This is a genomic window from Micromonospora sp. NPDC005257, from assembly GCF_042872445.1.
Lineage (GTDB): Bacteria > Actinomycetota > Actinomycetes > Mycobacteriales > Micromonosporaceae > Micromonospora.
In genome coordinates, this window is record NZ_JBIAKL010000007.1 from 320,385 (window position 1) to 344,990 (window position 24,606).

General features: G+C 74.3%; 20 protein-coding genes. 7 read left to right on the forward strand and 13 right to left on the reverse strand.

Translation table 11 applies throughout. The features are described from left to right. Positions 1 to 47: 47 nt before the first annotated feature. Positions 48 to 1,358 carry a pitrilysin family protein gene (locus tag ACFYO8_RS17630; RefSeq protein WP_355095171.1) on the reverse strand — a complete coding sequence of 437 codons (1,311 nt, stop codon included), beginning with the start codon at positions 1,356 to 1,358 and terminating at the stop codon, positions 48 to 50. A gap of 228 nt (positions 1,359 to 1,586) precedes the next feature. Here ACFYO8_RS17630 and ACFYO8_RS17635 point away from each other — a divergent pair, with 228 nt between their 5' ends. From ACFYO8_RS17635 to ACFYO8_RS17650, 4 genes are read left to right on the forward strand one after another with little or no spacing between them, the layout of a single operon-like run. Next, positions 1,587 to 2,648 carry an ABC transporter substrate-binding protein gene (locus tag ACFYO8_RS17635; protein ID WP_355095174.1) on the forward strand — a complete coding sequence of 354 codons (1,062 nt, stop codon included), beginning with the start codon at positions 1,587 to 1,589 and terminating at the stop codon, positions 2,646 to 2,648. Further along, a complete protein-coding gene (locus ACFYO8_RS17640) occupies positions 2,645 to 3,424 on the forward strand; it encodes an ABC transporter ATP-binding protein (protein ID WP_354871643.1) in 780 nt (259 codons plus the stop codon). Before ACFYO8_RS17635 ends, ACFYO8_RS17640 begins: the two co-directional genes overlap by 4 nt. Further along, positions 3,414 to 4,298 carry an ABC transporter permease gene (locus ACFYO8_RS17645; protein WP_354871645.1) on the forward strand — a complete coding sequence of 295 codons (885 nt, stop codon included), beginning with the start codon at positions 3,414 to 3,416 and terminating at the stop codon, positions 4,296 to 4,298. Before ACFYO8_RS17640 ends, ACFYO8_RS17645 begins: the two co-directional genes overlap by 11 nt. A 4-nt stretch (positions 4,299 to 4,302) precedes the next feature. Continuing rightward, on the forward strand, positions 4,303 to 4,746 hold the full coding sequence (locus ACFYO8_RS17650) for an Rrf2 family transcriptional regulator (protein WP_354871647.1): 444 nt from the start codon (positions 4,303 to 4,305) through the stop codon (positions 4,744 to 4,746). Between the two features lie 11 nt (positions 4,747 to 4,757). Here the strand turns inward: ACFYO8_RS17650 and ACFYO8_RS17655 are convergent, their stop codons facing one another. The 7 genes from ACFYO8_RS17655 to ACFYO8_RS17685 form a co-directional block, all read right to left on the reverse strand. Beyond that, positions 4,758 to 4,985: a hypothetical protein gene (locus ACFYO8_RS17655; RefSeq protein ID WP_354871649.1), complete on the reverse strand. Its 228-nt coding sequence runs from the start codon at positions 4,983 to 4,985 to the stop codon at positions 4,758 to 4,760. A 238-nt stretch (positions 4,986 to 5,223) separates the two neighbouring features. Beyond that, on the reverse strand, positions 5,224 to 6,477 hold the full coding sequence (locus ACFYO8_RS17660) for a DEAD/DEAH box helicase (RefSeq protein WP_354871651.1): 1,254 nt from the start codon (positions 6,475 to 6,477) through the stop codon (positions 5,224 to 5,226). A gap of 177 nt (positions 6,478 to 6,654) precedes the next feature. After that, positions 6,655 to 6,858, reverse strand: a complete 204-nt coding sequence (locus ACFYO8_RS17665; RefSeq protein ID WP_013288421.1) for a cold-shock protein — start codon at positions 6,856 to 6,858, stop codon at positions 6,655 to 6,657. A gap of 204 nt (positions 6,859 to 7,062) precedes the next feature. Next, positions 7,063 to 10,467, reverse strand: a complete 3,405-nt coding sequence (locus ACFYO8_RS17670) for a UvrD-helicase domain-containing protein (RefSeq protein ID WP_354871654.1) — start codon at positions 10,465 to 10,467, stop codon at positions 7,063 to 7,065. Positions 10,468 to 10,522: 55 nt separating this feature from the next. After that, positions 10,523 to 14,062, reverse strand: a complete 3,540-nt coding sequence (locus ACFYO8_RS17675; protein WP_354871717.1) for an ATP-dependent DNA helicase — start codon at positions 14,060 to 14,062, stop codon at positions 10,523 to 10,525. A 165-nt stretch (positions 14,063 to 14,227) separates the two neighbouring features. Further along, positions 14,228 to 14,773 (reverse strand): TIGR00730 family Rossman fold protein, encoded by a 546-nt coding sequence (locus tag ACFYO8_RS17680; protein ID WP_354871656.1) that lies wholly within the window; start codon positions 14,771 to 14,773, stop codon positions 14,228 to 14,230. Between the two features lie 3 nt (positions 14,774 to 14,776). Continuing rightward, the gene (locus ACFYO8_RS17685) at positions 14,777 to 15,658 is read right to left on the reverse strand and encodes a TIGR00730 family Rossman fold protein (protein WP_387188238.1); all 882 of its coding nucleotides are present in this window, start codon (positions 15,656 to 15,658) and stop codon (positions 14,777 to 14,779) included. A 154-nt stretch (positions 15,659 to 15,812) separates the two neighbouring features. On the opposite strand from ACFYO8_RS17685, the gene ACFYO8_RS17690 reads away from it, so the two are divergent. Then, a complete protein-coding gene (locus ACFYO8_RS17690) occupies positions 15,813 to 15,974 on the forward strand; it encodes a hypothetical protein (protein ID WP_354871659.1) in 162 nt (53 codons plus the stop codon). Between the two features lie 50 nt (positions 15,975 to 16,024). Here ACFYO8_RS17690 and dapE read toward each other — a convergent pair whose 3' ends face one another. Further along, complete coding sequence (gene dapE / locus ACFYO8_RS17695) at positions 16,025 to 17,098, reverse strand: succinyl-diaminopimelate desuccinylase (RefSeq protein WP_354871661.1); 1,074 nt, start codon at positions 17,096 to 17,098, stop codon at positions 16,025 to 16,027. Positions 17,099 to 17,203: 105 nt separating this feature from the next. On the opposite strand from dapE, the gene dapD reads away from it, so the two are divergent. After that, positions 17,204 to 18,163, forward strand: a complete 960-nt coding sequence (gene dapD / locus ACFYO8_RS17700) for a 2,3,4,5-tetrahydropyridine-2,6-dicarboxylate N-succinyltransferase (protein ID WP_354871664.1) — start codon at positions 17,204 to 17,206, stop codon at positions 18,161 to 18,163. A 51-nt stretch (positions 18,164 to 18,214) separates the two neighbouring features. On the opposite strand, the gene ACFYO8_RS17705 is transcribed toward dapD, so the two are convergent. Next, complete coding sequence (locus ACFYO8_RS17705; protein WP_354871667.1) at positions 18,215 to 21,544, reverse strand: S8 family serine peptidase; 3,330 nt, start codon at positions 21,542 to 21,544, stop codon at positions 18,215 to 18,217. A gap of 161 nt (positions 21,545 to 21,705) precedes the next feature. Between ACFYO8_RS17705 and ACFYO8_RS17710 the strand changes: the two genes are divergently transcribed. Further along, positions 21,706 to 22,272: a sugar O-acetyltransferase gene (locus ACFYO8_RS17710; RefSeq protein WP_354871669.1), complete on the forward strand. Its 567-nt coding sequence runs from the start codon at positions 21,706 to 21,708 to the stop codon at positions 22,270 to 22,272. A gap of 17 nt (positions 22,273 to 22,289) precedes the next feature. Here ACFYO8_RS17710 and ACFYO8_RS17715 read toward each other — a convergent pair whose 3' ends face one another. Genes ACFYO8_RS17715 through ACFYO8_RS17725 form a run of 3 tightly spaced genes read right to left on the reverse strand, consistent with a single transcriptional unit; the run spans position 22,290 to position 24,606 of the window. Then, positions 22,290 to 22,934 (reverse strand): nucleoside/nucleotide kinase family protein, encoded by a 645-nt coding sequence (locus ACFYO8_RS17715; protein WP_354871671.1) that lies wholly within the window; start codon positions 22,932 to 22,934, stop codon positions 22,290 to 22,292. Continuing rightward, a complete protein-coding gene (locus tag ACFYO8_RS17720; RefSeq protein ID WP_354871673.1) occupies positions 22,934 to 23,575 on the reverse strand; it encodes an SIMPL domain-containing protein in 642 nt (213 codons plus the stop codon). Before ACFYO8_RS17720 ends, ACFYO8_RS17715 begins: the two co-directional genes overlap by 1 nt. A 5-nt stretch (positions 23,576 to 23,580) precedes the next feature. Further along, positions 23,581 to 24,606, reverse strand: a complete 1,026-nt coding sequence (locus ACFYO8_RS17725) for a prephenate dehydrogenase/arogenate dehydrogenase family protein (RefSeq protein ID WP_354871675.1) — start codon at positions 24,604 to 24,606, stop codon at positions 23,581 to 23,583.

A 24,606-nucleotide genomic window follows, 5' to 3' on the forward strand; every position in this document is an offset into this window, starting at 1 on the left:
CTCCGTTCGCGACTGCGGGGCTCGCAAAACCGGCTCACTCCTCGCGCTCACCGCCCACCTCCGGCAATGACCTCGACGGACGCGCGGCGCTCGGGCCGCAGTGTGGCGGCGGCGGCGCGGACCTGCTCCTCGGTCACCTCGCCGACCAGCCGGGGCAGGTCGTTGAGCAGGCCGGGTTCGCCGCGTTGCTGTTCCAGCACCGCCATCCGCAGCGCGCGGCCGAGCACCGCGTCCGTGTCGCGCAGCAGGTGGGTGACCATCCGGGCCTGGGTACGCGCCAGCTCCCCCTCGGTCAGCCCGTCGGTCGCCAGCCGGTCCAGTTCCTCGTCCATGGTGCGCAGCACCTTGTCCACGTCACCGCCGGGCGGCAGGTGCGCCTGGAGCAGCAGCGCGGTGGGGTCGCGCACGTCGAACGGGTCGCCCATGAACCCGACGTACCCGCCGAGGCTGGTCACCGACCGGTCGCGCTGCACCAGCCGCTCGACCAGCCGGGAGGCGTCGCCGTCGGTGAGCACCTCGGCCAGCACCACATAGGGCAGGTAACCGGTGAAGTCGTCGATCGGGTCGGGCACCCGCCACGCGCCGGCCACCGCCGGGAGCGGGGCCAGCGCGTCGGTGTACGTGCTGCGCCGCTCGGCGGTCAGGTCGGGCTCGGCGAAGTCGGGCCGCTGCGGGGCGGGCCGGGCCGGCACGTCCCCGAAGTGCCGCTCGATGAGTTCGGTCGCCTCGGTCACGTCGATGTCACCGCTGACCGCGAGCACCGCGTTGCCGCTGGCGTAGTAGCCGCGGAAGAAGTCGGCGGCGTCGGCAACGGTGGCCGACTCCAGGTCGACGAAGGAGCCGTAGCCGTCGTGCGCGTTGGGGAAGGTGTCGAACATCACCGGGGGCAGCGTCAGCCAGGGAAACCCGCCGTACGGCCGGTTCAGCACGTTGACCCGGATCTCCTCCTTGACCACGTCGACCTGGTTGCGCAGGTTCTCCTCGGTCAGCCGCGGGCCGCGCATCCGGTCGGCCTCCAGGAACAGCGCCCGTTCCAGGGCGTTTGCCGGCAGCGTCTCGAAGTAGTCGGTGTAGTCCAGGTGGGTGGAGCCGTTGAACGTCCCGCCCGCGCCCTGGACGTGCCGGAAGTGGGCCAGCTTCTCCAGGTTCTCCGAGCCCTGGAACATCAGGTGCTCGAAGAGGTGCGCGAATCCGGTGCGTCCCTCCGGCTCCGAGCGGATGCCGACGTCGTAGACCACCGCCACCCCGATGACCGGGGCGCTGCGGTCCGGCGTGAGCACCACGCGCAGGCCGTTGTCGAGGGTGAACCGTTCGACCGGGTACTTCGTCGCTGGAATCTTCGCTCTCCGCGTCGGCACGAGATCGACACTAGCGCCTCGGTACCGGCTCCACCGCCGGTGTGCCGTGGCCCACCGTACGGCGGTGCCGGTGGCTGGCCGACCGGCCACGCCTTCTCCACCGAACAGGTGGGATTACCGGGAAATCCCAGGTCGCGGGGGGCGGCCCGGAAACAGGGCTTGACGCCGCCCGCGAGCTGCCCCACTCTTCCTACCAACTAAATAGGAATACTGCGGATTGGACATTCGATGAGACGGCTTCCCCTGCGCCGCCTGGCCACCCTCGCGGCCCTGGCCGCCCTCGGCGCGGCCACGCTCGGCACCACCGCCGCCTGCGGCGAGGACAGCGACGCCGGCGCCGCGTCCGGCCCGGTAACGCTGCGCCTGGGCTACTTCCCCAACATCACGCACGCCCCGGCCGTGGTCGGCGTGGAGAAGGGGATCTTCGCCGAGAAGCTCGGCAGCGACGTCAAGCTGGACACCAAGACGTTCAACGCGGGCCCGGCCGCCATCGAGGCCGTCTTCTCCGGCGCGCTCGACGCCACGTACATCGGTCCGAACCCGACGGTGAACGCCTTCTCCAAGTCCAAGGGCGAGGCGGTCCGGGTCATCTCCGGCGCCGCGTCCGGCGGCGTCGCGCTCGTGGTCAAGCCCGGCATCACCTCGGTGGAGCAGCTGCGCGGCAAGAAGATCGCCACCCCGCAGCTCGGCAACACCCAGGACGTGGCGCTGCGCTACTGGCTCAAGGAGAAGGGCCTGGAGACCACCAAGGAGGGCGGCGGCGACGTCAAGGTCGTGCCGCAGGAGAACGCGCAGACGGTCGAGACGTTCGGCAGCGGCGCGATCGACGGCGCCTGGGTGCCCGAGCCGTTCGTCTCCCGGCTGGTGAACGCCGGCGGCAAGGTGCTCGTCGACGAGCGCGACCTCTGGCCGGACAAGAAGTTCGTCATCACCAACCTGCTGGTCAGCACCAAGTTCCTCAAGGCGCACCCGGACCTGGTGAAGAAGCTGGTCGAGGGCCAGGTCGCGGCGAACGAGTTCGTCAACACCAAGCCGGACGAGGCGCAGCAGGCCGTCTCCGACCACATCGGCAAGATCACCGGCAAGCCGCTGGACCTCAAGCTGATCAAGCAGGCGTGGCCGACGCTGGAGTTCACGAACGACCCGATCCCGTCGTCGCTGAAGGCCGGCCTGGACCACGCGGTCGCGGTCGGGCTCACCCAGCCGGTCGACCTCAACGGCCTCTACGACCTGAAGTACCTCAACGAGGTGCTCAAGGCGCAGGGCAAGGCCGAGGTCAGCCAGCCGTGACGTCGACGGACACGACCCCGCGCAGCGCGACCGGCTCGGTCGCGCTGCGCGGCGTGACGAAGGTGTACGGCCAGGGCGAGCAGGCGGTTCTGGCGCTGGACGGGCTGTCGCTGGACATCGCGCCGGGCGAGTTCGTCTGCATGGTCGGCGCGTCCGGCTGCGGCAAGAGCACGCTGCTCAACCTGGTCGCCGGGCTGGACCGGGCCAGCGGCGGCGCGGTCGAGCTGGGCGAGGGCGTCACCCCGGGCCTGATGTTCCAGGAGCCGGCGCTGTTCCCGTGGCTGACCGTCGAGGGCAACGTCGAGGTGCCGCTGAAGCTGCGCGGGCTCCCCCGCGACCAGCGCAAGGAACGGGTGGCCGAGCTGCTGCGCACGGTTCACCTGTCCGAGTTCGGCCGCAAGCGGCCGCACCAGCTCTCCGGCGGCATGCGGCAGCGGGTCGCGCTGGCCCGCACGCTCGCGTTGGAGACGCCGGTGCTGCTGATGGACGAGCCGTTCGGCGCGCTGGACGCGATGACCCGCGACATCCTGCACGACGAGCTGGAGCGGATCTGGACCGAGCGCAAGCTCACCGTCCTCTTCGTCACGCACAACGTCCGCGAGGCGGCCCGGCTCGCCGACCGCATCGTGCTGCTCTCCAGCCGGCCCGGCCGGATCATCTACTCCACCGAGGTCGCCGTGCCGCGCCCCCGGCGGATCGACTCGCCGGAGGTCTCGGCCATCGCCGCCGAGGTCACCGACCGGCTGCGCAAGGAGGTGGGCCGGCATGGCCAGTGACACCATGTCCGCGTCGGCACGGGCCGACGCGGAGATCTCCGGACTCGACGCGCTGGAGATCGCCGGCCGGGAGAAGGGACCGTCCACGGTACGCCGCCTGTGGTCGGCCACCTGGCCCAAGTTCGCCGCGCTCGCGCTCGCGGTAGCGATCTGGCAGGCGGTGGTCTGGTCCGGGTGGAAGGAGCCGTGGGCGCTACCCGGCCCGGCGGTGGTCTTCGGTGACCTCGGCGAGTACCTGCTCAGCTCGGCGCTCTGGGAGGGCCTGGCCACCACCGCCCGGCGGGCGGCGGTCGGCTTCGCCGCCGCGGTCGCGGTCGGCCTGCTGCTCGGCCTGGCGGTGGCCCGGGTCAAGGTGCTCCGGGCCGCGCTCGGCTCGATGATCACTGCGTTGCAGACAATGCCGTCGATCGCCTGGTTCCCGCTGGCCATCCTGCTGTTCCAGCTCAGCGAGCAGGCGATCTTCTTCGTGGTGGTGCTCGGCGCCGCGCCGTCGGTCGCCAACGGCGTCATCCACGGCGTGGACTACGTGCCGCCGCTGCTGGTCCGCGCCGGCCGCAACCTGGGCGCCCGCGGGCTCAATCTCTACCGGTACGTGATCGCGCCGGCCGCGCTGCCCGCCATCGTGGCCGGGCTCAAGCAAGGCTGGGCGTTCGCCTGGCGCAGCCTGATGGCCGGTGAGCTGCTGGTGGTCATCGCCACCCGCACCTCGATCGGCGCTCAGCTCACCTACGCACGCGAGCTGAGCGAGGCGCCCCGCCTGATGGCCATCATGATCGTCATCCTGGTGGTGGGCCTGCTCGTGGACACCGCGTTCGGCGCAGCCGACAAGGCGATCCGCCGCCGCTGGGGCGTGCTGGACCAGGCCGGCAACTGACGTCGTGTACATCTCCGCGCGCGCCGACTACGCGCTCCGGGCCATGCTCGCCGTCGCCGACGCCGCCGGGTCCCCCGGCGACCCGGCAGCCGGCGGCGGCGAGCTGGTCAAGGCGGCGAGCCTGGCCGAGAGCCAGGACATCCCGCTCAGCTTCCTCCAGGGCATCCTGCTCGACCTGCGGCGGGCCGGACTGCTGAACAGCCACCGCGGCACCGAGGGCGGGTACGCGCTGACCCGCCCGCCGGCCGAGATCAGCGTGGGCGACGTGCTGCGCGCGGTGGGCGGCGCGATCACCAGCGTCCGGGGCATACCCGCCGACCGGACCGGCTACCACGGCGTGGCCACCGGGCTGCGAGACGTGTGGCTGGCGGTCGACGGCGCGATCGCCCTGGTCGTGGACCGGACCACGCTCGCCGACCTGCTGAGCGACCGGGCCACGGCGCCCTGACGCTCGTCCGGTCACGGCGCCGGCGGCTGCGCCGGGTCGAGGACGGCCCCCGGCTGTCGAGTGTGCGGGGCGCTCATCCCGGAGGTGAAGCTGCGGGCGGCGCCACGATCCGCCGGGCCGCCGTCCGACGGCCGCCAGGGCCCGAACGCGGCCACCGCCGCGAGCGCCAGGCCGGCCCCCGCCACCGCGAGCACCAGCAGCACTTCCCGCGCTCCGCCTGAGCCGACGTCCCCCGCCATGACCACTCCCTCCGCGTCCGGCCGACCCCCCGACCGGTCCCCCATGCGACAGCATGGGGGACACATGTCCGTTGCGCAGTCGGGCAGGCGACCGAAAGTCGACTGATTCCCGACTCAGGACCGGGCCGGCCGGACCGCCGAGCCGGGACGCTCAGCCAGGTCGGACGCGGCCAGGTCGGGCACGGGTGGCCGGACGCGAGCTACCCGGATGCGAGACCGGGCAGAGGCGGGACTGCGATCAGCGGCGGCGCGGGCGACGGCGGGGACGGGTCGCCTGAGCGGGGTGCGCGGCGGCGGGCGCGGTGATGGTCACCGGCACGCCGGACGGCTCCCGGGCGCCGGTGAGCCGGGTCAGCTCGCCGTCGCCGGGGCGTACCCGCGTGGTCTTGGGGTTGATGCCCGCGGTGCTCATCAGCCGGGCCACGTCGCGGCGCTGCTCCGGCAGCACCAGCGTGACCACGGTGCCCGACTCTCCGGCCCGCGCGGTCCGGCCGCCCCGGTGCAGGTAGTCCTTCGCCTCGGCCGGCGGGTCGGCGTTGACGACCAGGTCCAGCCCGTCGACGTGGATGCCCCGGGCCGCCACGTCGGTGGCCACGAGCGCGGTGACCTGACCGGTGCGGAACTGCTCCAGGATGCGGGTGCGCTGCGGCTGCGACTTGCCGCCGTGCAGCGCCGCCGCGCGTACGCCCTTGGCGAGCAACTGGCGGGCCACCCGGTCGGCGCGGTGCTTGGTGGCGATGAACACGATGGTGCGGCCCTCGCGGGCGGCGATGTGCGCCAGCGCGGCCTGCTTGTCGTCCGCCTCCAGGTGCAGCACGTGGTGCGTCATCGCGGTGACGGTGGCGGTGCCCGGGTCGACGGAGTGCGTCACCGGATCGGTCAGGAACCGGCGGACCAGCCGGTCCACGCCGCGGTCCAGGGTGGCCGAGAAGAGCATCCGCTGCCCACCCGGCGCGACCTGCTCCAGCAGCTTCGTCACCTGCGGCAGGAAGCCCATGTCGGCCATCTGGTCCGCCTCGTCCAGCACGGTGATGGTCACCTGGTCCAGCCGGGCGTCCCCGCGGTCGATCAGGTCGTGCAGCCGGCCCGGCGTGGCGACCAGCACCTCGGCGCCGGCGCGCAGCGCGGCCGCCTGCCGGGTCAGCGAGAGCCCGCCGACCACCGTGGCGCAGCGCAGTCCGAGCGTGGCGGCGTACGGGGTGAGCGCGGCGGTGACCTGCGCGGCCAGTTCCCGGGTGGGTACGAGCACCAGCGCGAGCGGGCGGCCCGGGCGGGCCCGGCGGCCGGCCGTACGGTGCAGCAGCGGCAGCCCGAACGCGAGCGTCTTGCCCGAGCCGGTACGGCCCCGGCCGAGCACGTCCCGGCCGGCGAGCGAGTCCGGGATCGTGGCCGTCTGGATCGGGAACGGCGCGGAGATGCCCTGCGCGGCCAGCTCGGAGATGAGCGCCGGAGCCAGGCCGGTGGCGGCGAACGTGGGCAGGGTCGTGGTCATGCGGAAAGCCTTCCTCGACGCGGCACGTGTCGAGGAGGGGCGCCGGGTTACGGCGCGTCACCGGCGTCACCGGTGGTCACAAGCACGAACCGAAGGGACGGGCCGGCCCAGCAGAGGCGGGCCGGCCCGTGCACCGCGCCCGAGAGGGCGCGGTGGTGGTGCCGGTTGATCCGAAGATCAGAGCGGGCGGATGTTCTCCGCCTGCGGGCCCTTCTGGCCCTGGGTCACCTCGAACTCGACCCGCTGGTTCTCGTCCAGGCTCCGGTAGCCGGAGGTCTGGATCGCCGAGAAGTGGGCGAAGACGTCGGCGCCGCCGTCGTCCGGGGTGATGAAGCCAAAGCCCTTGTCAGCGTTGAACCACTTGACGGTGCCAATTGCCATGTGTTTCGTCTCCTTGACGGAACGGTCGGCCCGCACGTGTTGCGGGCCGGAGAGGAGCACCCCGCGCGTGGAATACGCGGCGTGCTTGTCGCTGCTGGTCGCCCCGCCCGGAGAACTCCGGACACAACAAAGCGCGCCTGGGGCCACAATCCGCCAGGCGCACACAGAGTCTCTGGAAACCAAAACTGCAACCCGGCTAACGTATCACGGGTTCGCGTGCTGCGGAAGATCCCCCGGGATTTCCGGCACGGCGGCCACCAACGCGGCCAGCCCGTCCACGTCGAGCAGATCGGCCGGGCGGACCGTGGCGGAGTCCCGCACGTAGTGGAACGCGGCGCCGACCCGCTCCACCGGCACCCCGGCCAGCTCCGCCCAGGCCAGCCGGTAGACCGCCAGCTGCACCGCCGCCGCGTCGGCCTCCCGGCCCGCCGGCTGCCGCCCGGTCTTCCAGTCGACCACGTCGTACCGCCCGCCCGGACGGGCGAACACGGCGTCCATCCGGCCCCGGACCACCACTCCCGCGATGACTGTGGCGAACGGCACCTCCACCTCCACCGGCACCCGGTCGGCCCACTCGCTGGCCAGGAAGCGCTCCTGCAACTCGACAAGCGCCTCGTCCGGCGCCGCGTCCTCGTCCGCCGCGCCGGGCAGCTCGTCCACGTCGAGGAGCCGGTCGGCGCCGAAGCGCTGCTCCAGCCAGGCGTGGAACGCGGTGCCGCGCCGGGCGTACGGGTTGGGCTCGGCCGGCATCGGGCGGCGCAGCGTCCGGGCCAGCGCCTCGGGGTCGCGGCGCAACGCCACGAGCTGGGTCACCGAGAGCTGGCCGGGCAGCTCGACCTCGACCGCCTCGGCCTGCCGGGCCAGCTCCGCCCGCTCGGCGAGCAGCAGATCCGCCTCCCGCCGCCAGCGGGTCACCTCGGCATCATCCGCCGCGCCGGTCGAGGCGATCAGGGCCGCTTCACGGCGGGCCGCCTCCGGGTCGGCCAGATACCGGCGGACCAGCGCCGCCGCCTCGGTCAGCGCGGGCCGGCGGGCGCCGAGCGGGTCGGCCGGCCACTCGGCCCGCAGCACCGTCTCGGTGGTCGGGTTCACCGCGTCCCCGGCCGGCTCGGGCGTCCACGCGTCCACCACGTGCCCGCCCGGGCCGGCCAGGCAGGCGTCGTGCACCTCGCGCAGGAACACCGACGGGCCGCGGAACCGCTTCGTCCCCTCCCCCCACCAGTAGCCGGAGCAGAGCAACAGCCGGCGGGGGCGGGTCACCGCCACGTACGCCAGGCGGCGCTCCTCCCGCTCGTCGTGCGCCCGCCAGGCGTCGGTGAACTCGGTGAGCGACCGGGCCACCGCGCGCTGGTCCTCCGCCTCGGGCAGGGCCAGCTCGGGCAGCCCGTCCGCGTCGCCGCGCAGCGGGAACGGCAGCACGCCCAGCCCGCCCAGCCAGTGGTCGGAGTTGCGGACCGGCCCCGGCCAGACGCCCCGGGTCATCCCGGCCACCGCCACCACGTCCCACTCCAGGCCCTTCGCGGCGTGCGCGGTGAGCACCTGCACCGCGCCGGCCACCACCTCGACCTCGCCCGGCGCCAGCCCGCGCTCCTCGTCCTCGGCGGCTGCCAGGTAGGCGAGGAAACCGGCGAGCGTGGCGCCGGGCGTCTCACCGCTGAACCGGGCCGCCACGTCGCCGAGCGCGTCCAGGTGGGCGCGGGCCAGCCCGGCGTCCCCGGCGCCGTCCCGCCCTGCCCGGACCGCCACCTCGACGTCCAGCCCGATGGTCCGCTCGATGTCCGCGATCAGCTCCGGCAGCGACTGGTCCAGCCGGTAGCGCAGCAGCGCCAGCTCCATCCCGTACGAGCGCAGCCGCGCGTAGCCCTCGGCCGAGTACGCCTGCGCCGGGCCCAGGTCGGCCAGCGCCTCGACGAGCGTCGCCTCGTCCAGCGCGTCCACGATGATCTCCGGGCCCTCGTCGCCGGTGACCTCCCGGCGGCTGCGGGCGATCGCGCGGGCCCGGCGGTGCAGGGCGACCAGGTCACGCGGGCCGATCCGCCAGCGCGCGCCGGTGAGCAGCCGCAGCAGCGCCGCCCCGTCGGTCGGGTCGGCGAGCACGCGCAGCGTGCACACCACGTCCCGTACCTCAGGGGTGTCCAGCAGCCCACCCAGGCCGACCACGTCGACCGGCAGCCCGCGGGCGCGCAACGCCGCCTCGATCGCCGGGATCTGGCTGCGCACCCGCACCAGCACCGCTGTGGTCGGGCGGCGGTCGGCGGGGATGTGCTCGGGCAGCGCACCCGACATTCCGGCCGCGCCCCGCCAGGCCGCCAGCACGCTGTCCGCGATCCAGTCGGCCTCGTCGGCGTACGTCTCCAGCAGCGCGCAGTGCACGGTGCCACCGGCCTGCCCGCCCGGCGTGCGGTGCGGGATCGGGTCGCGGACGCTGAGCGCGGCGTGCAGTTCCGGCACGCGCGCGCCGGCGGCCCGCAGCGGCACCGACAGCGTGTTGGCGACGCCGAGGATCTCCGGCCGGTTGCGCCAGCTCGTGGTCAGGCTGAGCACGTCGGCGGGGCTGCCGTCGGTGCGGGCGAACTCGGCCGGGAACCGGTCGAGCGTGCCCGCGCTGGCCCCGCGCCAGCCGTAGATGGACTGGCACGGGTCGCCGACCGCGGTGACCGGGTGGCCGCCGCCGAACAGCGCGTTGAGCAGCACCACCTGGGCGTGGCTGGTGTCCTGGTACTCGTCGAGCAGCACCACCCGGAACCGGTCCCGCTCGATCACGCCGACGCCGGGGTGGTCGCGGGCCACCCGGGCCGCGCGGGCCAACTGGTCGGCGAAGTCCATCGCCTCGAAGTCGTCCTTGCGCCGGGCGTACGCGCGCACCAGCGGCAGCAGCTTCAGCCGGGTCCGCTGGAGCTGGAGCGCCTTGCGGACGTCGGCGTAGACCCGGCCGGGCCGGGACTGCACGTCGGCGAAGAACCGGCCGGTCCAGGCGGCCAGCTCGTCCGGGTCGACCAGGTGCTCGTCCAGCTCACCGGCGAGCGCCAGCACGGCGTCGGTGATGGTCGACGGCATCCGGTCCACCTCGGACATGTCGCCGTCGTAGTTGCGCACCAGCAGATCGACAAGCTGCCAGCGAGACGCCTCGGTGAGCAGCCGGGTGGTCGGCTCGTACCCGGCCCGCAACCCGTGCTCGGTGACGATCCGCCCGGCGTACGAGTGGTAGGTGGACACCGTCGGCTCGCCCGCCAGCGGGTCGTCGTGCGGGTCCCGCCCCTGCCGGCCGAGCCGCCGGATGAGCTGGTCGAGGCGGGTCCGGACCCGGTGCGCCAGCTCGCCCGCCGCCTTGCGGGTGAAGGTGAGGCCGAGGATGTGCTCGGGACGTACGTAGGAGTTGGCGACCAGCCAGACCACCCGCGCGGCCATCGTCTCGGTCTTGCCCGAGCCCGCGCCCGCGACCACCAGCAGCGGCTCCACCGGCGCGGCGATGATCGCGGCCTGCTCCCGGGTCGGCGCGGGCAGCCGCAGCAGCTTGGCCAGCTCCACAGGCGTGTAGCGGGGCCCGGCGTCGGCGGCGCGCGGCGCGGGCGTGGCGGAGGCGCCGAACAGCGCCGGCTGAACAGTCATGGCCCGGTCCTTGTTCGCGACTGCGGGGCTGGCAAAACCGGCTCACTCCTCGCGCTCACGGCTGGTTGTCCGGTGGTGGCTCGACCACCTGGCGGCCCTGGCCGGAGACCGGGCAGCTGGTGCGTACCGGGCAGACCCGGCACTTGGAGTTGGCCACGGCGGCGAACGTCGAGGCGGCCATCGTGTCGGCGGTACGGCGCACGAGCGCGGTGGCCCACCCGGCCTCCGGGCCCTCCCCGGCCGCCGCCTGGGTCTGCTCCCTGGCGTCACGCGCGCCGGTGCCGAGCTGCACCAGCGCGGCGCCGCCCGGCTCCTCGCCGAACTCGGCGAACCCGCCCGCCTCCACCGCCGCCTGGTACGCACCGAGCTGCGGATGCTCGGCCACCTCCCGCTCGGTGACCGCCGTCGACTTGCCGGTCTTCAGGTCGATCACCACGAGCCGCCCCTCGGCGTCGACCTCCAGCCGGTCGACCCGGCCGGTCAGCTCGATCGGGCGGGACGGATCGTCGAGGCGGACCGCGAACTCGTGCTCGATCGCGAGCAGCCGGCGCGGGTTGCCGGCCAGCCAGCGCAGCAGCTTGTCCACCATCGCCTCGGCGCGCTGCCGCTCCGGACCGGCCATCCACCGGGCGGCCAGCTCGATCGCGTCGAACCGCGCGGCCACGTACTCCAGCAACGCCTCCCGGTCGACGCTCGCGTCCTCCGCGAGCATGGCGGCGGCGTGCACCAGGTTGCCGACGCCCTGCGCAGCGCTCGCCGGGCCGCTGCCGCCGTGCCGTTCCAGCAGCCAGCGCAGGCTGCACCGCAGCGCGCTCTCCATCGCCGACGGGGTGACCCGCACCGGCTCGCCCTCGTCGACAAGCGGCCGGTCGTCGGACAGGCCGCGCAACCCCCACCAGTCGTCCGGGTGCGCGCCGGGCACCCCGGCGGCGGCCAGCCGCGCCAGCTCACCCGCCGCCGCGTGCTGCCGGATGACCGGCGTCGCCGGGTCGGTGACTGCGGTACGCAGCTCCGCCACCAGCGCGGACAGGGTGAGCCCACGCGGCGGGAGGGTGACCGGGAGCGCGGCGGGCGACCCGTCCTGCGGATGCTCGTCCCCGTGCGGCACCGGCCCGTCCGAAGCTTGCCCTCGGGTGGCCGGGCCGGTCGGGCCGGTCGGGTTCGGGCCGGTTCCGCCGGTGGCGGGTGGGTCGGCGGCGGCCAGTTCGTGCAGGAAGCGGCTCGGCTGCTCCTCGTGGTCGTCGCCGCCGACCGCGGCGGACGCGACGGCGGTGACCAGCAGCCGCCGCCGCGCCCGGCTGATGGCGACGTGGAACAGCCGCCGCTCCTCGTCCAGGAGCGCGGACGTCTGCCCGACCAGGCTGGCCCGCAGCCCGGCCCCGTCGGCGCGACCGGCGAGCACGTCGACGAGCCGCTCCGAGCCGAGCAGGCTGCCGCGCAGGCGCAGGTCCGGCCAGACGCCCTCCTGCACCCCTGCCACCACGACCAGATCCCATTCCAGGCCCTTGGCGGCGTGTGCGGTGAGCAGGCGTACCGCGTCGCCCCGGTCGGCGGCGGCGGCGAGCGTGTCGGCGGGCAGCTCCTGCCCGAGGACGTGGTCGAGGAACACCTCGGTACGCGCGCCGGGCAACCGGTCGGTGAACCGGGCCGCCGCGTCGAAGAGCACGAGCACCGCGTCCAGGTCCCGGTCGGCGGCCTCGGCCCGCCAGCGCTGGGCGGTCTCGTGCTCGCCGGTGGCCGCCCGCCCCCGGGTGATCGCCCCGGCCCAGCGCTCGGCCAGCCCGCTCTCCCGCCACACCGCCCAGAGCACGTCCTCGACTGTGGCGCCGGGCCGACCGGCCGTTTCCCGGGCGGTCGCGAGCAGGTGCGCCACGGTCTGCGCGGGCGCGGCCCAGCGACGCTCGATGGTGGCCAGTTCGGCCCTGTCGCGCAACGCCTCCACCAGCAGGTCACCGGAGGGACGGCGGTCACCGGCGGCCAGCGCCAGCGCCCGCAGGCCCTGGCGCAGCCGCCGCTCGGCCAGCGGGTCGGCGCCACCGAGTGGCGAGTGCAGCAACGCGACGGCCGCCTCCTCGTCCAGCCGGTCGGGTTCGAGCGCGCAGCGCAGCAGGAGCAGCAGCGGGGCGACCGCCGACTGGAGGTGCAGCGGCAGGTCCTCGCCGTGCACGACGGTCGGCACGCCGGCGGTGTGCAGCGCGCGCCGCAGCGACGGCAGTTGCCGGCCGGTGGAGCGGACCAGCACCGCCATCCGGGCCCAGGGCACACCGTCGAGCAGGTGCGCCTCGCGCAACGCGTGCGCCAGCCACGCCGACTCGCTGGTGGCGGACCGGAACGTCCGCACCTCCACCGCCCCGGCCCGGGCGCCGGGCAGCGGGCGCAGCCGCCGGTGCGCCGCCGGGCCGCGCAGCCGCCGGGCCAGCCGGGCGGTGGCCGCCAGCAGCTCCGGCCCGGCCCGGTACGAGGTGGTGAGCGTGACCTGTGCGGCCGGCGCACCGGAGGCGGTGCGGAAGCGGTGCGGGAACGTGGTCACACCCGCCGGGTCTGCGCCGCGGAACGCGTACGTGGACGAGTCCGGGTCGGCGAACGCCACGACTGACCGTCCACCTCCGGCCACCACGGCGAGCAGGTCGAGCTGGGCCGGATCGGTGTCGGCCAGCTCGTCGACGTACACGTGGGACAGACGGCGGCGCTCGGCGGCGAGCAGCTCGGGATCGTCGAGCAGCATGCCGGTGGCGGCGCGCACCAGCTCCGCCGGGTCGTACGCCACCGAACCCCGGTTGCTCACGTCGCGCAGGGCGAGCACGGCCACGTACTCCCGCAGGAAGCGCGCGGCGGCCGGCCAGTCCGCGCGGCCCAGCCTCTCGCCCAGCCGGGCCAGCTCGACCGGGCCGACGCCACGCTCCGCGGCACGCATCAGCAGGTCGCGGAGCTGCTGCGCGAACGCCCGGGTACGCAGCGCGGGACGCATGTCCTCCGGCCAGCCGACCGGGTCGTCGCCGGGCTCCTCCCCCACCACGTCGAGCAGTTCCCGGATGATCAGATCCTGTTCCGGACCGGTGAGCAGCCGGGGCGACGGCTCACCACGTTCGGCCGCCGCGCGGCGCAGCAGCCCGAACGCGTACGCCGGGAACGTCCGTACCAGCGGCTCCCGGATCACCCGGTGTCCGCCCCCGGCGATCCGCGCCTCGATCCGGTGGCGCAGCTCGGTGGCGCCGCGCCGGCCGAAGGTGAGCACGAGGATCCGCTCCGGGTCGACGCCCTCGGCCACCCGGGCGGCCACCGCCTCGACGAGCGTCGTCGTCTTGCCGGTGCCGGGACCGCCCACCACCAGCATCGGCCCGTCCGTGTGCGCGATCACCTGGGCCTGCACCGGATCAGCGTTCGTGCCCTGTCCGGCCACGGCTTTCGGCGAGGTGCTCCCGGGCTGGTGCGGCGGGGCGGTTTCCGGGTGCGCGGCATCGCCCGCCGACCCCCCGGATCGCGGCTCCGCCTCGGCCGGCCCGTCGGACCGACCCACCCCCTGCCCCGCCCCGGCGTCGTGGGTGACCCCCGCCCCCGCGCCGCCGGGCCGGCGCACCAACCGGTACGCCTGCATCACCGACATCCCACCACGCCGGTACGACACCCGGAAACCGACGTCCACTCCGCGCGCCGCAGCTCATCCCAGGTCGCGCGACAACCGCCACCCCCGCTGACACCGATCGGCGAGGCGAAAGGCCAGCGGGAGGCGAAGGCGGGGCGGGAGGCGGGCGCGAGGCGGTCAGGTCAGGCGGGCGTCGATCAGGTCCAGGGCGGCGGGCACGCTGTCGGCGACCAGCAGCAGGTCCAGCGCGGCCGGCTTGAGGAACCGCTGCTCGCCGAGCCCGCGGATCCAGTCGAGCAGCGGCCGGTAGAACCCGTCCACGTCGACGATCACCATCGGCTTGGCGTGCAGGGCGAGCGTGGCCGTGGTCCAGACCTCGAACAGCTCGTCGAGCGTGCCGAGGCCGCCGGGCAGCGCGACGAACGCGTCGGACTTCTCGTCCATCAGCGTCTTGCGGCTGGCCAGGCTGTCGGTGACCAGCAGCTCGTCGGAGTCCAGGTCGGCGACCTCCAGGTCGACCAGGGACTGCGGGATGACGCCGACGGTGCGCCCGCCGGCCGCCCGCGCGCCCTGCACCACGGCGCCCATCATCCCGACGCAGCCGCCGCCGCTGACCAGCGTGTGCCCGCGCCGGGCCAGCTCCTCACCGGTCTCGGTGGCGAGTGCCAGCCAGCGGGCGTCGAGGGTACGGGAGGACGCGCAGAAGACACAGACGTTCGCCACGGGTCAGCTCCGTCCCGCCGGGCCCTCGGGGGCAGCCTCGGCGGCGGCGCGCTGGTCGTCGGTCAGCCGGGCGACCGCCTCCTCGCGGACCGCCTCCTGCTCGGCGGAGAGCACCGCCTCGGCCTCCACGATGTGCCGGACCGCCTCGTTGACGTCGTCGGTGAGCCGGATCAGGTCGAGGTCGGCCGGGCCGATCTTGCCCTCGGCGGCCATTGTGGCGCGCAGCCAGTCGAGCAGCCCTCGCCAGTAGTCGGTGCCCATCAGCACGACCGGGAAGCGGGTCACCTTGCGGGTCTGCACCAGGGTGAGCGCCTCGAACAGCTCGTCCAGGGTGCCGAAGCCGCCGGGCAGCACCACGAACGCCTGGGCGTACTTGACGAACATGGTCTTGCGGACGAAGAAGTAGCGGAAGTCGATGGCCAGGTCGACCCAGTCGTTGAGGCCCTGCTCGAACGGCAACTCGATGCCGAGCCCGACGGAGAGGCCGCCGGCCTCACCGGCGCCCCGGTTGGCGGCCTCCATCACGCCGGGGCCGCCGCCGGTGATCACCGCGTAGCCGGCCCGGGCCAGGGCGCCGCCCAGTTCCTCGGCCATCCGGCACTCCGGGCTGTCCGGCTTGCTGCGGGCGGAGCCGAAGACGCTCACCGCCGGGGGCAGGTCGGCGAGGGTGTCGAAGCCCTCCACGAACTCGGAGAGGATCCGCAGCGCGCGCCAGGCGTCCTTGGTCTTCCAGTCGCTGCGGCCCCGGGAGTCGAGGAGCCGCTGATCCGCCGTACTCGTCGGAATCGCCCGGTTTCGCAGCGTGACCGCGCCGCGGTGCCGTTCTCCCCGGTTCCGCTCCCCCGACTGGCCTCGCCCGGCCGACATTCCCCTGCTCTCGCCCATGGGGCCACCGTAGTAGAGCGGCACCGGCGCGGCGCGCGGGCCCGGGAGCCGGAGAAATCTTTGGGATCCGGGCAACTAATTCGGTCGCACGTACGTCTTACTATTCACATACCCGGTATGCCCGGGCGACGCGCCTTCGGGGGAGGAGCCTGCGTTGATCAATAACAGCGAGATGATCCGGATACGCCGTCAGATGCAGCGGCGGATCCGCGACGTGGTGGCCGAGCGCCGTCGCGCCCGGATGATGGAGACCCACCGGTCCGACCTCACCGGTGAGACCGGCGAGGCGGACGCGCCTCTGACGACGAGCGTCTGACGATCCCGGGGGCCCGCACGGTGGGAGCGGGCCCCCGGGATCTCAGCTCGTCAGGCCGGGGCCAGCCAGCGGTGCAGGGTGGCCGCGCCGTCCCGGATCTTGGTCAGTTCGACGTGCTCGTCCTTGTGGTGCGCCAGGTTCGGGTCGCCGGGGCCGAAGTTCAGCGCCGGGATGCCCATGGCCGCGAACCGCGCCACGTCCGTCCAGCCCAGCTTGCCGATCGGCGCGGCGCCGACCGCCGCCAGGAACTCCTGCGCCGCCGGGTTGTCCAGCCCGGGCGGCGCACCGGCCGCCGCGTCGGTGACCGCCAGCTCGAAGCCGGCGAAGACCTCGCGCAGGTGCGCCTCGGCGCCCGCCGGGTCGCGGTCCGGGGCGTACCGGTAGTTGATCTCGATGTCGCAGCGGTCGGGGATGACGTTGCCGGCCACCCCGCCGGTGATCCGTACCGCGTTGAGGCCCTCGCGGTAGTCGCAGCCCTCGATGGTCACCCGGCGGGCCTCGTACGTGGTCAGCCGGCGCAGCACCTCGCTCGCGCCGTGGATGGCGTTCACGCCGTGCCAGGAGCGCGCCGCGTGGGCCCGCTCGCCGTGCGTGGTGACGACCGCCCGCATGGTGCCCTGGCAACCCGCCTCGACGATCCCGTACGTCGGCTCCAGCAGCACCGCGAAGTCTGCCTCCAGCCACTCGGGGTGGCTCTGCGCGACCAGGGTGAGCCCGTTGTACTTCGACTCGATCTCCTCGGCCTCGTAGAAGAAGTACGTGACGTCGTAGCGCGGGTCGGGCAGCGTGACCGCCAGATGCAGCGCGAAGGCCACCCCGGACTTCATGTCGGAGGTGCCGCAGCCGTACATCAGGTCGCCGCGCATGGAGGAGGGGAAGTTGCCGTTGAGCGGGACGGTGTCCAGGTGGCCGGCGAGCACCACGCGCTGCGCCCGTCCCAGATCGGTACGAGCCATGACGGTGTTCGAGTGCCGGTAGGTGGTCAGGTGCGGCACACCGCGCAGCACCTCCTCGACGCAGTCGGCGATCGCCTTCTCGTTGAGGGATACCGACTCGATGTCGACCAGGGCACGGGTCAGCGCCACCGGATCGGCCAGGACCTCGGGGGTCAACGGGTTCTGCATGTCTCGCACGGTACCGTCAACCTCGGCGGGCCAGGGAACACGTTCGGCGAGGCCCGCGGCCGCGAGCAGCGGCGGACGCCGTTGCCGGAGGAGAAAGGTGACATCGTGACGTCCGCACCATCCGCCTGGGGCATCGGCCTGGCCACCGTCACCGCCGAGGACCAGATGCTCGACGCCTGGTACCCGACCGGCAAGCTGGGCCTGGGCGAGCTGCCGCTGGTGCCCGGCGAGGACCAGGCCGACGTGCTCGACCTGCCGCCGGGCGCGATCGGTGAGCGGGCACTGCCCGGCCTGCGCACCGTCGAGGTGACCACGCTGATCGGCTCGCTGGACGACCCGATCAAGGACGCCGCCGACGCGTACCTGCGGTTGCACCTGCTCTCCCACCGCCTGGTGCGGCCCAACGAGCTGAACCTCGACGGCATCTTCGGCAAGCTGGCGAACGTGGCCTGGACCTCGGCCGGGCCGTGCCCGCCGGAGCGGGTGGACGAGCTGCGCGTCATCGAGCGGGCCGCCGGCCGCCACCTGTCCGTGTACGGGGTGGACAAGTTCCCCCGGATGACCGACTACGTGGTGCCGTCGGGGGTGCGGATCGCCGACGCGGACCGGGTCCGGCTCGGCGCGTACCTGGCCGCCGGCACCACCGTCATGCACGAGGGCTTCGTCAACTTCAACGCCGGCACGCTCGGCACCTCGATGGTCGAGGGCCGCATCGTGCAGGGTGTGGTGGTCGGCGACGGCTCCGACATCGGCGGCGGCGCCTCGATCATGGGCACGCTCTCCGGCGGCGGCACGGAGAAGGTGCGCATCGGTGAGCGGAGCCTGGTCGGCGCGAACGCCGGTGTCGGGATCACGCTCGGCGACGACTGTGTGGTGGAGGCCGGCTGCTACATCACCGCCGCCTCGAAGATCGCCCTGCCGGACGGCCGGGTGGTCAAGGCCCGCGAGCTGTCCGGCGTCGACGGGCTGCTGTTCTGGCGCAACTCGGTGACCGGCGCGCTGGAGGCGAAGCCCCGCACCGGCCAGGGCATCACGCTCAACGCCGCGCTGCACGCCAACGACTGAGCCGTACCCCCGTCCGGGTCCGCGCTCACCGCGCGGACCCGGACGGCCGGCTCACCGCAGGCGGTACGCCTGGATGATCCGCTGGGTCACGGTGTTGCCGGCGTCGTCACGGGCGGTGGCCCGCAGCGACGCGTATCCCGGGCCGGCCGGGTGCCGGACGGTGGCCGTCCACGCCCCGCCCTGCTTCTTCAGCGCCGCCTTGCGCCAGGTCTTCCCGCCGTCGTAGGAGACGTCGACGGTGAGCGCCACGACCCGGCCGGACGGTGCGCCGGGCTGGCGCTGCACCGACACCGGCACGGTGAACGTCCGGCCCGCCGGGGCGGAACTGTCCGTCGCCAGCGGCGGGGTGAACCGGACCGCCATGGCCGGGAGCCGGGCCGGCACGTCGCCCGGCACGCGCTTGGAGCGGAACGTCCAGCTCGCCGACACCTCGGTGCTCAGGTCGGTGAAGCCGCGCGTCGCCGTGGTCTCCAACCGGTAGTTCGCCGCGCCCGGCGGGACGGTGAACTCGCCGTACCCGCCGTAGGGCGACTCGCCGGCGAGCTTGCCGTTGCGGTAGAGCCGGGTCAGTTCGGTGTCGTTGAGCGAGCCGCCCGGGTGCCCGACCGCGTCGCTGTGCATCGGCAGCGAGACCATCATGGTGTCGCCGGTACGGGTGATGCTCTGCTCCGGCCAGCGCGGCTGCGGGAACGACGGACCGAACGGGCCCTTGTTCCACTCGTCGCGGTAGGTGTGCCCGGCGCGGTAGCGGGCGGACTCGGACTCCAGCACCGCACGCGGCTCCAGCCAGCCGTCCTCGTCCCGCTCACCGAAGGCCAGGTCGCCGCTCCAGCGGGTACGGGTGGTGCTGAAGTGCTCGACCCGCTTGCCCGGCACCTGGACCGGCAGCGCGACCGCCGAGCCGCCCATGTTGTAGTCGGGCTCCGCGTACACGGCCCGCTCGTTCTCCATGCCGGTGTAGCCGGCGGCGAACCGGCTGGTGACGGTGGCCAGGTCGGCCGGCTGGTAGTGCCGGACGAAGCCGGTCGGGAACCGGCCCGGGAACAGGTCGATCAGGCCGTAGAAGTACGGACTGCGCTCGGGCGCGGTCGGCTCGGCCCACTGGCTGGCGAGCGAGCCGACGAACACCTTGTCGGAGACGTCGCGGCCGAGCTGGCCGGAGTAGAGACCCTCGAACCTGTCGGTCCAGAGCCCGAAGCTGGCGTAGTAGTCGCCGAATTCCCACGCCGCTGTGAGGTCGATCAGCATGGGCGCCGCGCCGCGCTGCGGCACCGTGGTGCGGATCGGCTTCGCCCGCCGGGCGTCCAGTGCGAGCCGCTGGTTCCCGGTCACCACCAGCTCCGGCTGGGTGAGCGAGGCGACCTCCGGCGAGCCCTGGTCGCCGTCGGCGAAGATCAGGCTCTGCACGCCGTACCGGCCCTTGGGGAGCCGGATCCGGACCTCGCCCCCGGTGTCGTAGACGTCGTGGTAGCTGCCGTCGTCGAGCCCGAGCAGGCTCGTGTAGTAGGAACCGGCCAGCGCGCCGGAGCGGTCCCGGTGGGTCATGGTCAGGTCGTAGCTCTCCACCTCGCGGTCGACAGCGAGCGGGGTCACCGCCACCGCGTCGCCGGCGCGGGCGAGCAGGCGGCCGGTCCAGTAGCCGTCGGCGCCGCCGAGCCGGGTGTCCACCACGACCGTCACCTGGGCGGTGCCGCCCGCCGGAACGGTGAGCCGGGAGGTGCTGAGGGTGAGCATGCCGGCCGGCGCGGTCCGCCCGCCCGGCCCGGTGAACCCGGTGCTCAGGTCCAGCGTGAGCGGGGCGTTCCCGCCGTTGCGGTAGGTGACCGTCCGGCTGATCGGCTTGTCGTCGGTGTGCGGCCAGGCCGCCAGGCCGAACGAGACGGACGCCGGTTCGCTGGTCACCTGCTGGGTGATCGCGCGAGCGAGGTCGACCCGTCCCGCGCCCTGCTGGAACGCGGTCTGCTCCGGGTGCGGCTTGGCCGAGGCCATCAGCGTCGCCTTGTAGCGGCCGGGCGTCCAGCCGGGGTGCTGCTGGGCGAGCAGCGCGACCGCGCCGGCCACGTGCGGCGTGGCCATCGACGTGCCGGACAGCGAGACGTACCGGTCCCCCACCGGGTCACCGATCTGGCCGTTCGCGGCCCGGGCGGCCACGATCTCCACACCCGGCGCGGTGATGTCCGGCTTGATCGCCCCGTCGCCGACCCGGGGGCCGCGGCTGGAGAAGTCGGCGAGCGCGTCGTCCCGGTCGACAGCGCCGACCGCGAGCGCGGCGTCGGCGGTGGCCGGCGAGCCGACCGAACCGTCAGCACCGTCGTTACCGGCGGCGATCACGAAGAGCGTGCCGTGCTGCTCGGTGAGCGTCTCGACCGCCTGCTCCAGCGGGTCCACCTCCGGCGTGTCGCCGCCACTGAGGCTCATGTTCGCGACCGTGGCGTGCTGTTCGGCCGCCGCCCACTGCATGCCGGCCAGGATGGCCGACTCGGTGCAGCCGTAGACCTCGCACACCTTTCCGGACAGCAGCGTGGCGTCCGGCGCGACGCCCCGGTACTTCCCGCCGGAGGCGGCGCCGCTGCCGGCGATGGTCGAGGCCACGTGCGTGCCGTGGCCGACGATGTCGTCCGGGTCCGTCTCCTCGGTGAAGTTGCGCGACTCGGCGACCTTGCCGGCCAGGTCCGGGTGGGTCAGGTCGACGCCGGTGTCGAGCACCGCGACCCGCACGCCCTTGCCGGTGTATCCGGCGGCCCAGGCGGCCGGGGCGCCGATCTGCGGCACGCTGCGGTCGAGCGTCACCCGCCGCCGGCCGTCGAGCCAGATCCGGTCGACACCCCCCGCCGCGTCGAGCCGGGCGCCGGAGCGGTCCGCGCTCACCGCCTTCCAGAGCGCGCCGGTGTCACCCTTGCCGGCGACGACCGCCGCGCCGGCGATCGCCGGCAGGTCGCGGATCACCCGAGTGCCGGCGAGCGGGGCCGCCGTCCGCCGGGCCACCCCCGGCCGGTACGACACGAGCAGCGGTACGGTGTCGCGGCGCGCGTCGTCGTAGCCGGCCTCGATCAGCCCGGTCACGTCGAACAGCCGGCGGTCCAGCCGGCCGGAGCGGACCAGCGCGAGCGCGTCCTGCGGCAGCACGGTCAGGTGGTCGCGGTCGCGACGGACCAGGAACTCGACGCCGGTACGGCCGGGGCCGGGGCGTACCGCGGCACGGCCACCGGCGGCGACTGTCACCTGGTCGCCGGTGATCAGGGTGACGGTGACCGGGCGGGCGCCCGCGGGCGCGGACGGGCCGGTACGGGCCGCCGGGCCGTTCGACGTCGTCGGCGCGGCGGCCAGCGCGGGCACCGGCAGGCCGAGCGCCAGCGTCAGGCCGAGGCCGAACGCCGTCATCTTTCTGCGATTCCGGAGCAACCTTCCTCCTTCTTCGGACGTTTCATCGATGAGAGAGACATCGACGCGGGTATCAGGATTGCATACCGCGTATGTATCGGGAAGCCACTGATCCGCTCGAATCGCTGCCGCGCCACCGAGCGGGCCGCGACGATCAGGTGATGACCTCCATGAAGGACCGGATGCTGGCCGGCGAGCGGTACATCGCCGACGATCCCGCGATCACCGCCGACCTGGAGCGCGCCGCCCGGCTCAGCGAACGCTTCAACCGAAGCTCCGCCGACGACCCGGCGGGCCGCCTCGCCGCCCTGCGCGAACTGCTCGGCTCACTCGGCGAGGACGCCTGGATCCGGCCGCCGCTGTACTGCGACTACGGCTACCAGACGCACATCGGCCCGCGTACCTTCGTCAACTTCAACGCGGTCTTCCTCGACGTCGCCCGGATCAGCATCGGCGCGGACGTCCAGATCGGACCGAACGTGCAGCTGCTCACCGCCGTCCACCCGGTGGAACCGGAGGCGCGCCGGGCCAAGTGGGAGTCGGCCCAGCCGATCACCATCGGCGACAACGTCTGGCTCGGCGGCGGGGTGATCGTGCTGGCCGGGGTGGCGATCGGCGAGGACACGGTGGTCGGCGCCGGCGCGGTGGTGACGCGCGACCTGCCACCCGGCGTCGTGGCGGTGGGCAACCCGGCCCGCCCGGTCCGGAGCGTCCACGAATCCTCGTGAGCCGGCCGCGCCCGGCGTCACCGCGGCGGGTCGGCCAGGCTTACCACCAGGTCGGCGTGCCCGGCCGTGCCGACAACCAGCCGGGCGTTGTCCTCGTCGCTGCCCAGCGCCCAGGCGCGCGCCTGCTCCGGCGACTTCCCGTACGCCTCGTGACGCGCGGCGAGCCGGCGCAGCCGCTCCTCCGCGTCCAGGTCGAGGAACCAGATCTGGTGCAGCAGGGTGCGCACCTCTTCCCACGGGTCGTCCCGCAGCAGCAGGTAGTTGCCCTCGGTCACCACCAGGCGCACCTCGGGCGGCACCTCGATCGCCCCGGCAACCGGCTCCTCCAGGTCACGTCGGAACTCCGGCGCCCACACCGACGTCGGTTCCAGCCGGCGCAACCGGCGCAGCACGGAGACGAAGCCATTGACGTCGAAGGTGTCCGGCGCGCCTTTGCGGCCCGCCCGGCCGAGCCGTGCCAGCGCGGACCCGGCCAGGTGGAACCCGTCCATCGGGACCAGCCGGGCGACCGGGCCGAGCGCGGCCACGATCCGTTCCGCCAGGGTGGACTTGCCCGCCCCCGGCGCCCCGGCGATGCCGAGCAGCTGGCGCGGGCCGTCGTCGGCCAGCGCCCGCGCCCGGGCGACCAGCTCGTCGAGCGTGAGCACCTCCGCCGCCGGCATCAGCCCAGCACCGGCTCGCTGATGGTGAACCGCGCCTCGACGGCCGCCTGCACCGGCTGCGGCGCCGGATCCAGTTCCAGCTCGAACTCCGGCTCGCCGGACCGCGCGTACGCCGCCTTGACCATCATCGGCGGCGCCGCGCTCATCCCGGTGTCGGACAACTCGCGCAAGGCGACCACCCGGGCGCCGAGCGCCTCGGCGTACTCCCGGGCCCGGACCAGCGCGTCGGCGATCGCCGCGTGCCGCGCCTCCCGGTAGGCCGGGCTGTCCGGTCGCAGCGACCACACCGGGCCGGCCACCTCGACCTGGTCCTGGTCGGCCAGGCGGAGCATCAGGTCACCGAGCGCGGTGAAGTCGGTGGTCGTCACGGTGGTGCTCACGCTGCCCTGGTAGGCCACCACCCGGTCGCCGGAGCGCTTCGTCACCGGCCGGACATGGACCTGGCCGGTCTCCCGGCGCTCCACCGCGGGCTCGGCCGCGTCGAGCAACGCGCGCACCGCGGCGGCCCGTTCGGCCAGCCGGGTCAGTGTGGTCTCCCGGTCCCGGTCCCGCGCCACCGCCGTCACGGTGAACCGGGCCAGCTCGGGAGCGACCTCCCGGTACGCCTCACCGCGTACCGCCACGACCGGTGCGTCCGCCATGCCGCTCAGCCTAACGGCGGGGTGGCCGGCAGGTGCGCCATGTAGGTGACCGCGCCGGCCGTCTCCCGGACCTCGCTGAGGTGGCCGCCCGCTGCGCCCAGCTCCCGCAGGTACGCCAGCTCGCCCGCGTGGTCGGCGGCGGCCGGGAACTCCCGCCGGTGCGGGGTGAACGAGCGTGCCCGCAGCGTCGAGCGGACGTCGCGCCCCTCGGCGAACCGGTCGGCCAGCGCACCGGCGTCGCCGCCGCGCAGCGCCTCGGTCAGCTCGTTCAGGAACGCGCCGAGCGCGTCCAGTTCGGCGAGCACGCGGTCCCGGTTGCCGAGCAGCATGTTCGCGGTCCGCTCGGGTGGTCCACCCGCGACCCGGGTGCCGTCGGAGAAGCTGCCCGCGGCCAGCGTCAGCACCGCGTCCCGCAGCGCCGACCGGTGCACGGTGCCTGCCAGCGCACCGGCCAGCACGTGCGGTACGTGCGAGGCGAGCGCGGCGGCGCCGTCGTGCTCCGGGGCGGACATGGGCACCACCCGGGCGTGGAAGACGTCCACCAGCAGCGTCGCCAGCCGCCGGAACGCGGCCAGGCCGGTCGGCCCCGGGCAGAGCACCCAGGCGGCGCCGTCGAGGAGGTCCGCGATGGCCGCGCCCGCTCCGGCCCGGTCCGCGCCGGCCATCGGGTGGCCCGGCACGAACCGGTGCCCGAGCCCCTGCACGGTGGCGGCGGTGCTCACCTCGGCCTTGACGCTGCCCACGTCGGTGAGCACGCACCCGTCCTCGGTCACGGCGGCGACCCGGGCCAGCATCGTCGGCAGCGTCGGCAGCGGGCCGCAGAGGAACACCACGTCCCGGCCGGTGACCGCCTCCTCGACCGTGTCGGGCGTCTCCACGCCCCGGTCGCGTACCTGCTGCCGGGCGGCCGGATCCGGATCCCAGCCGGTGACGTCGAGCCCGGCCTCGCGCAGCCGCAGCAGCACCGAACCGCCGATCAGCCCGGTGCCGACCACCGCCGCCCGCGCCAGCCCGCCGGCCCCGCCCGCCAC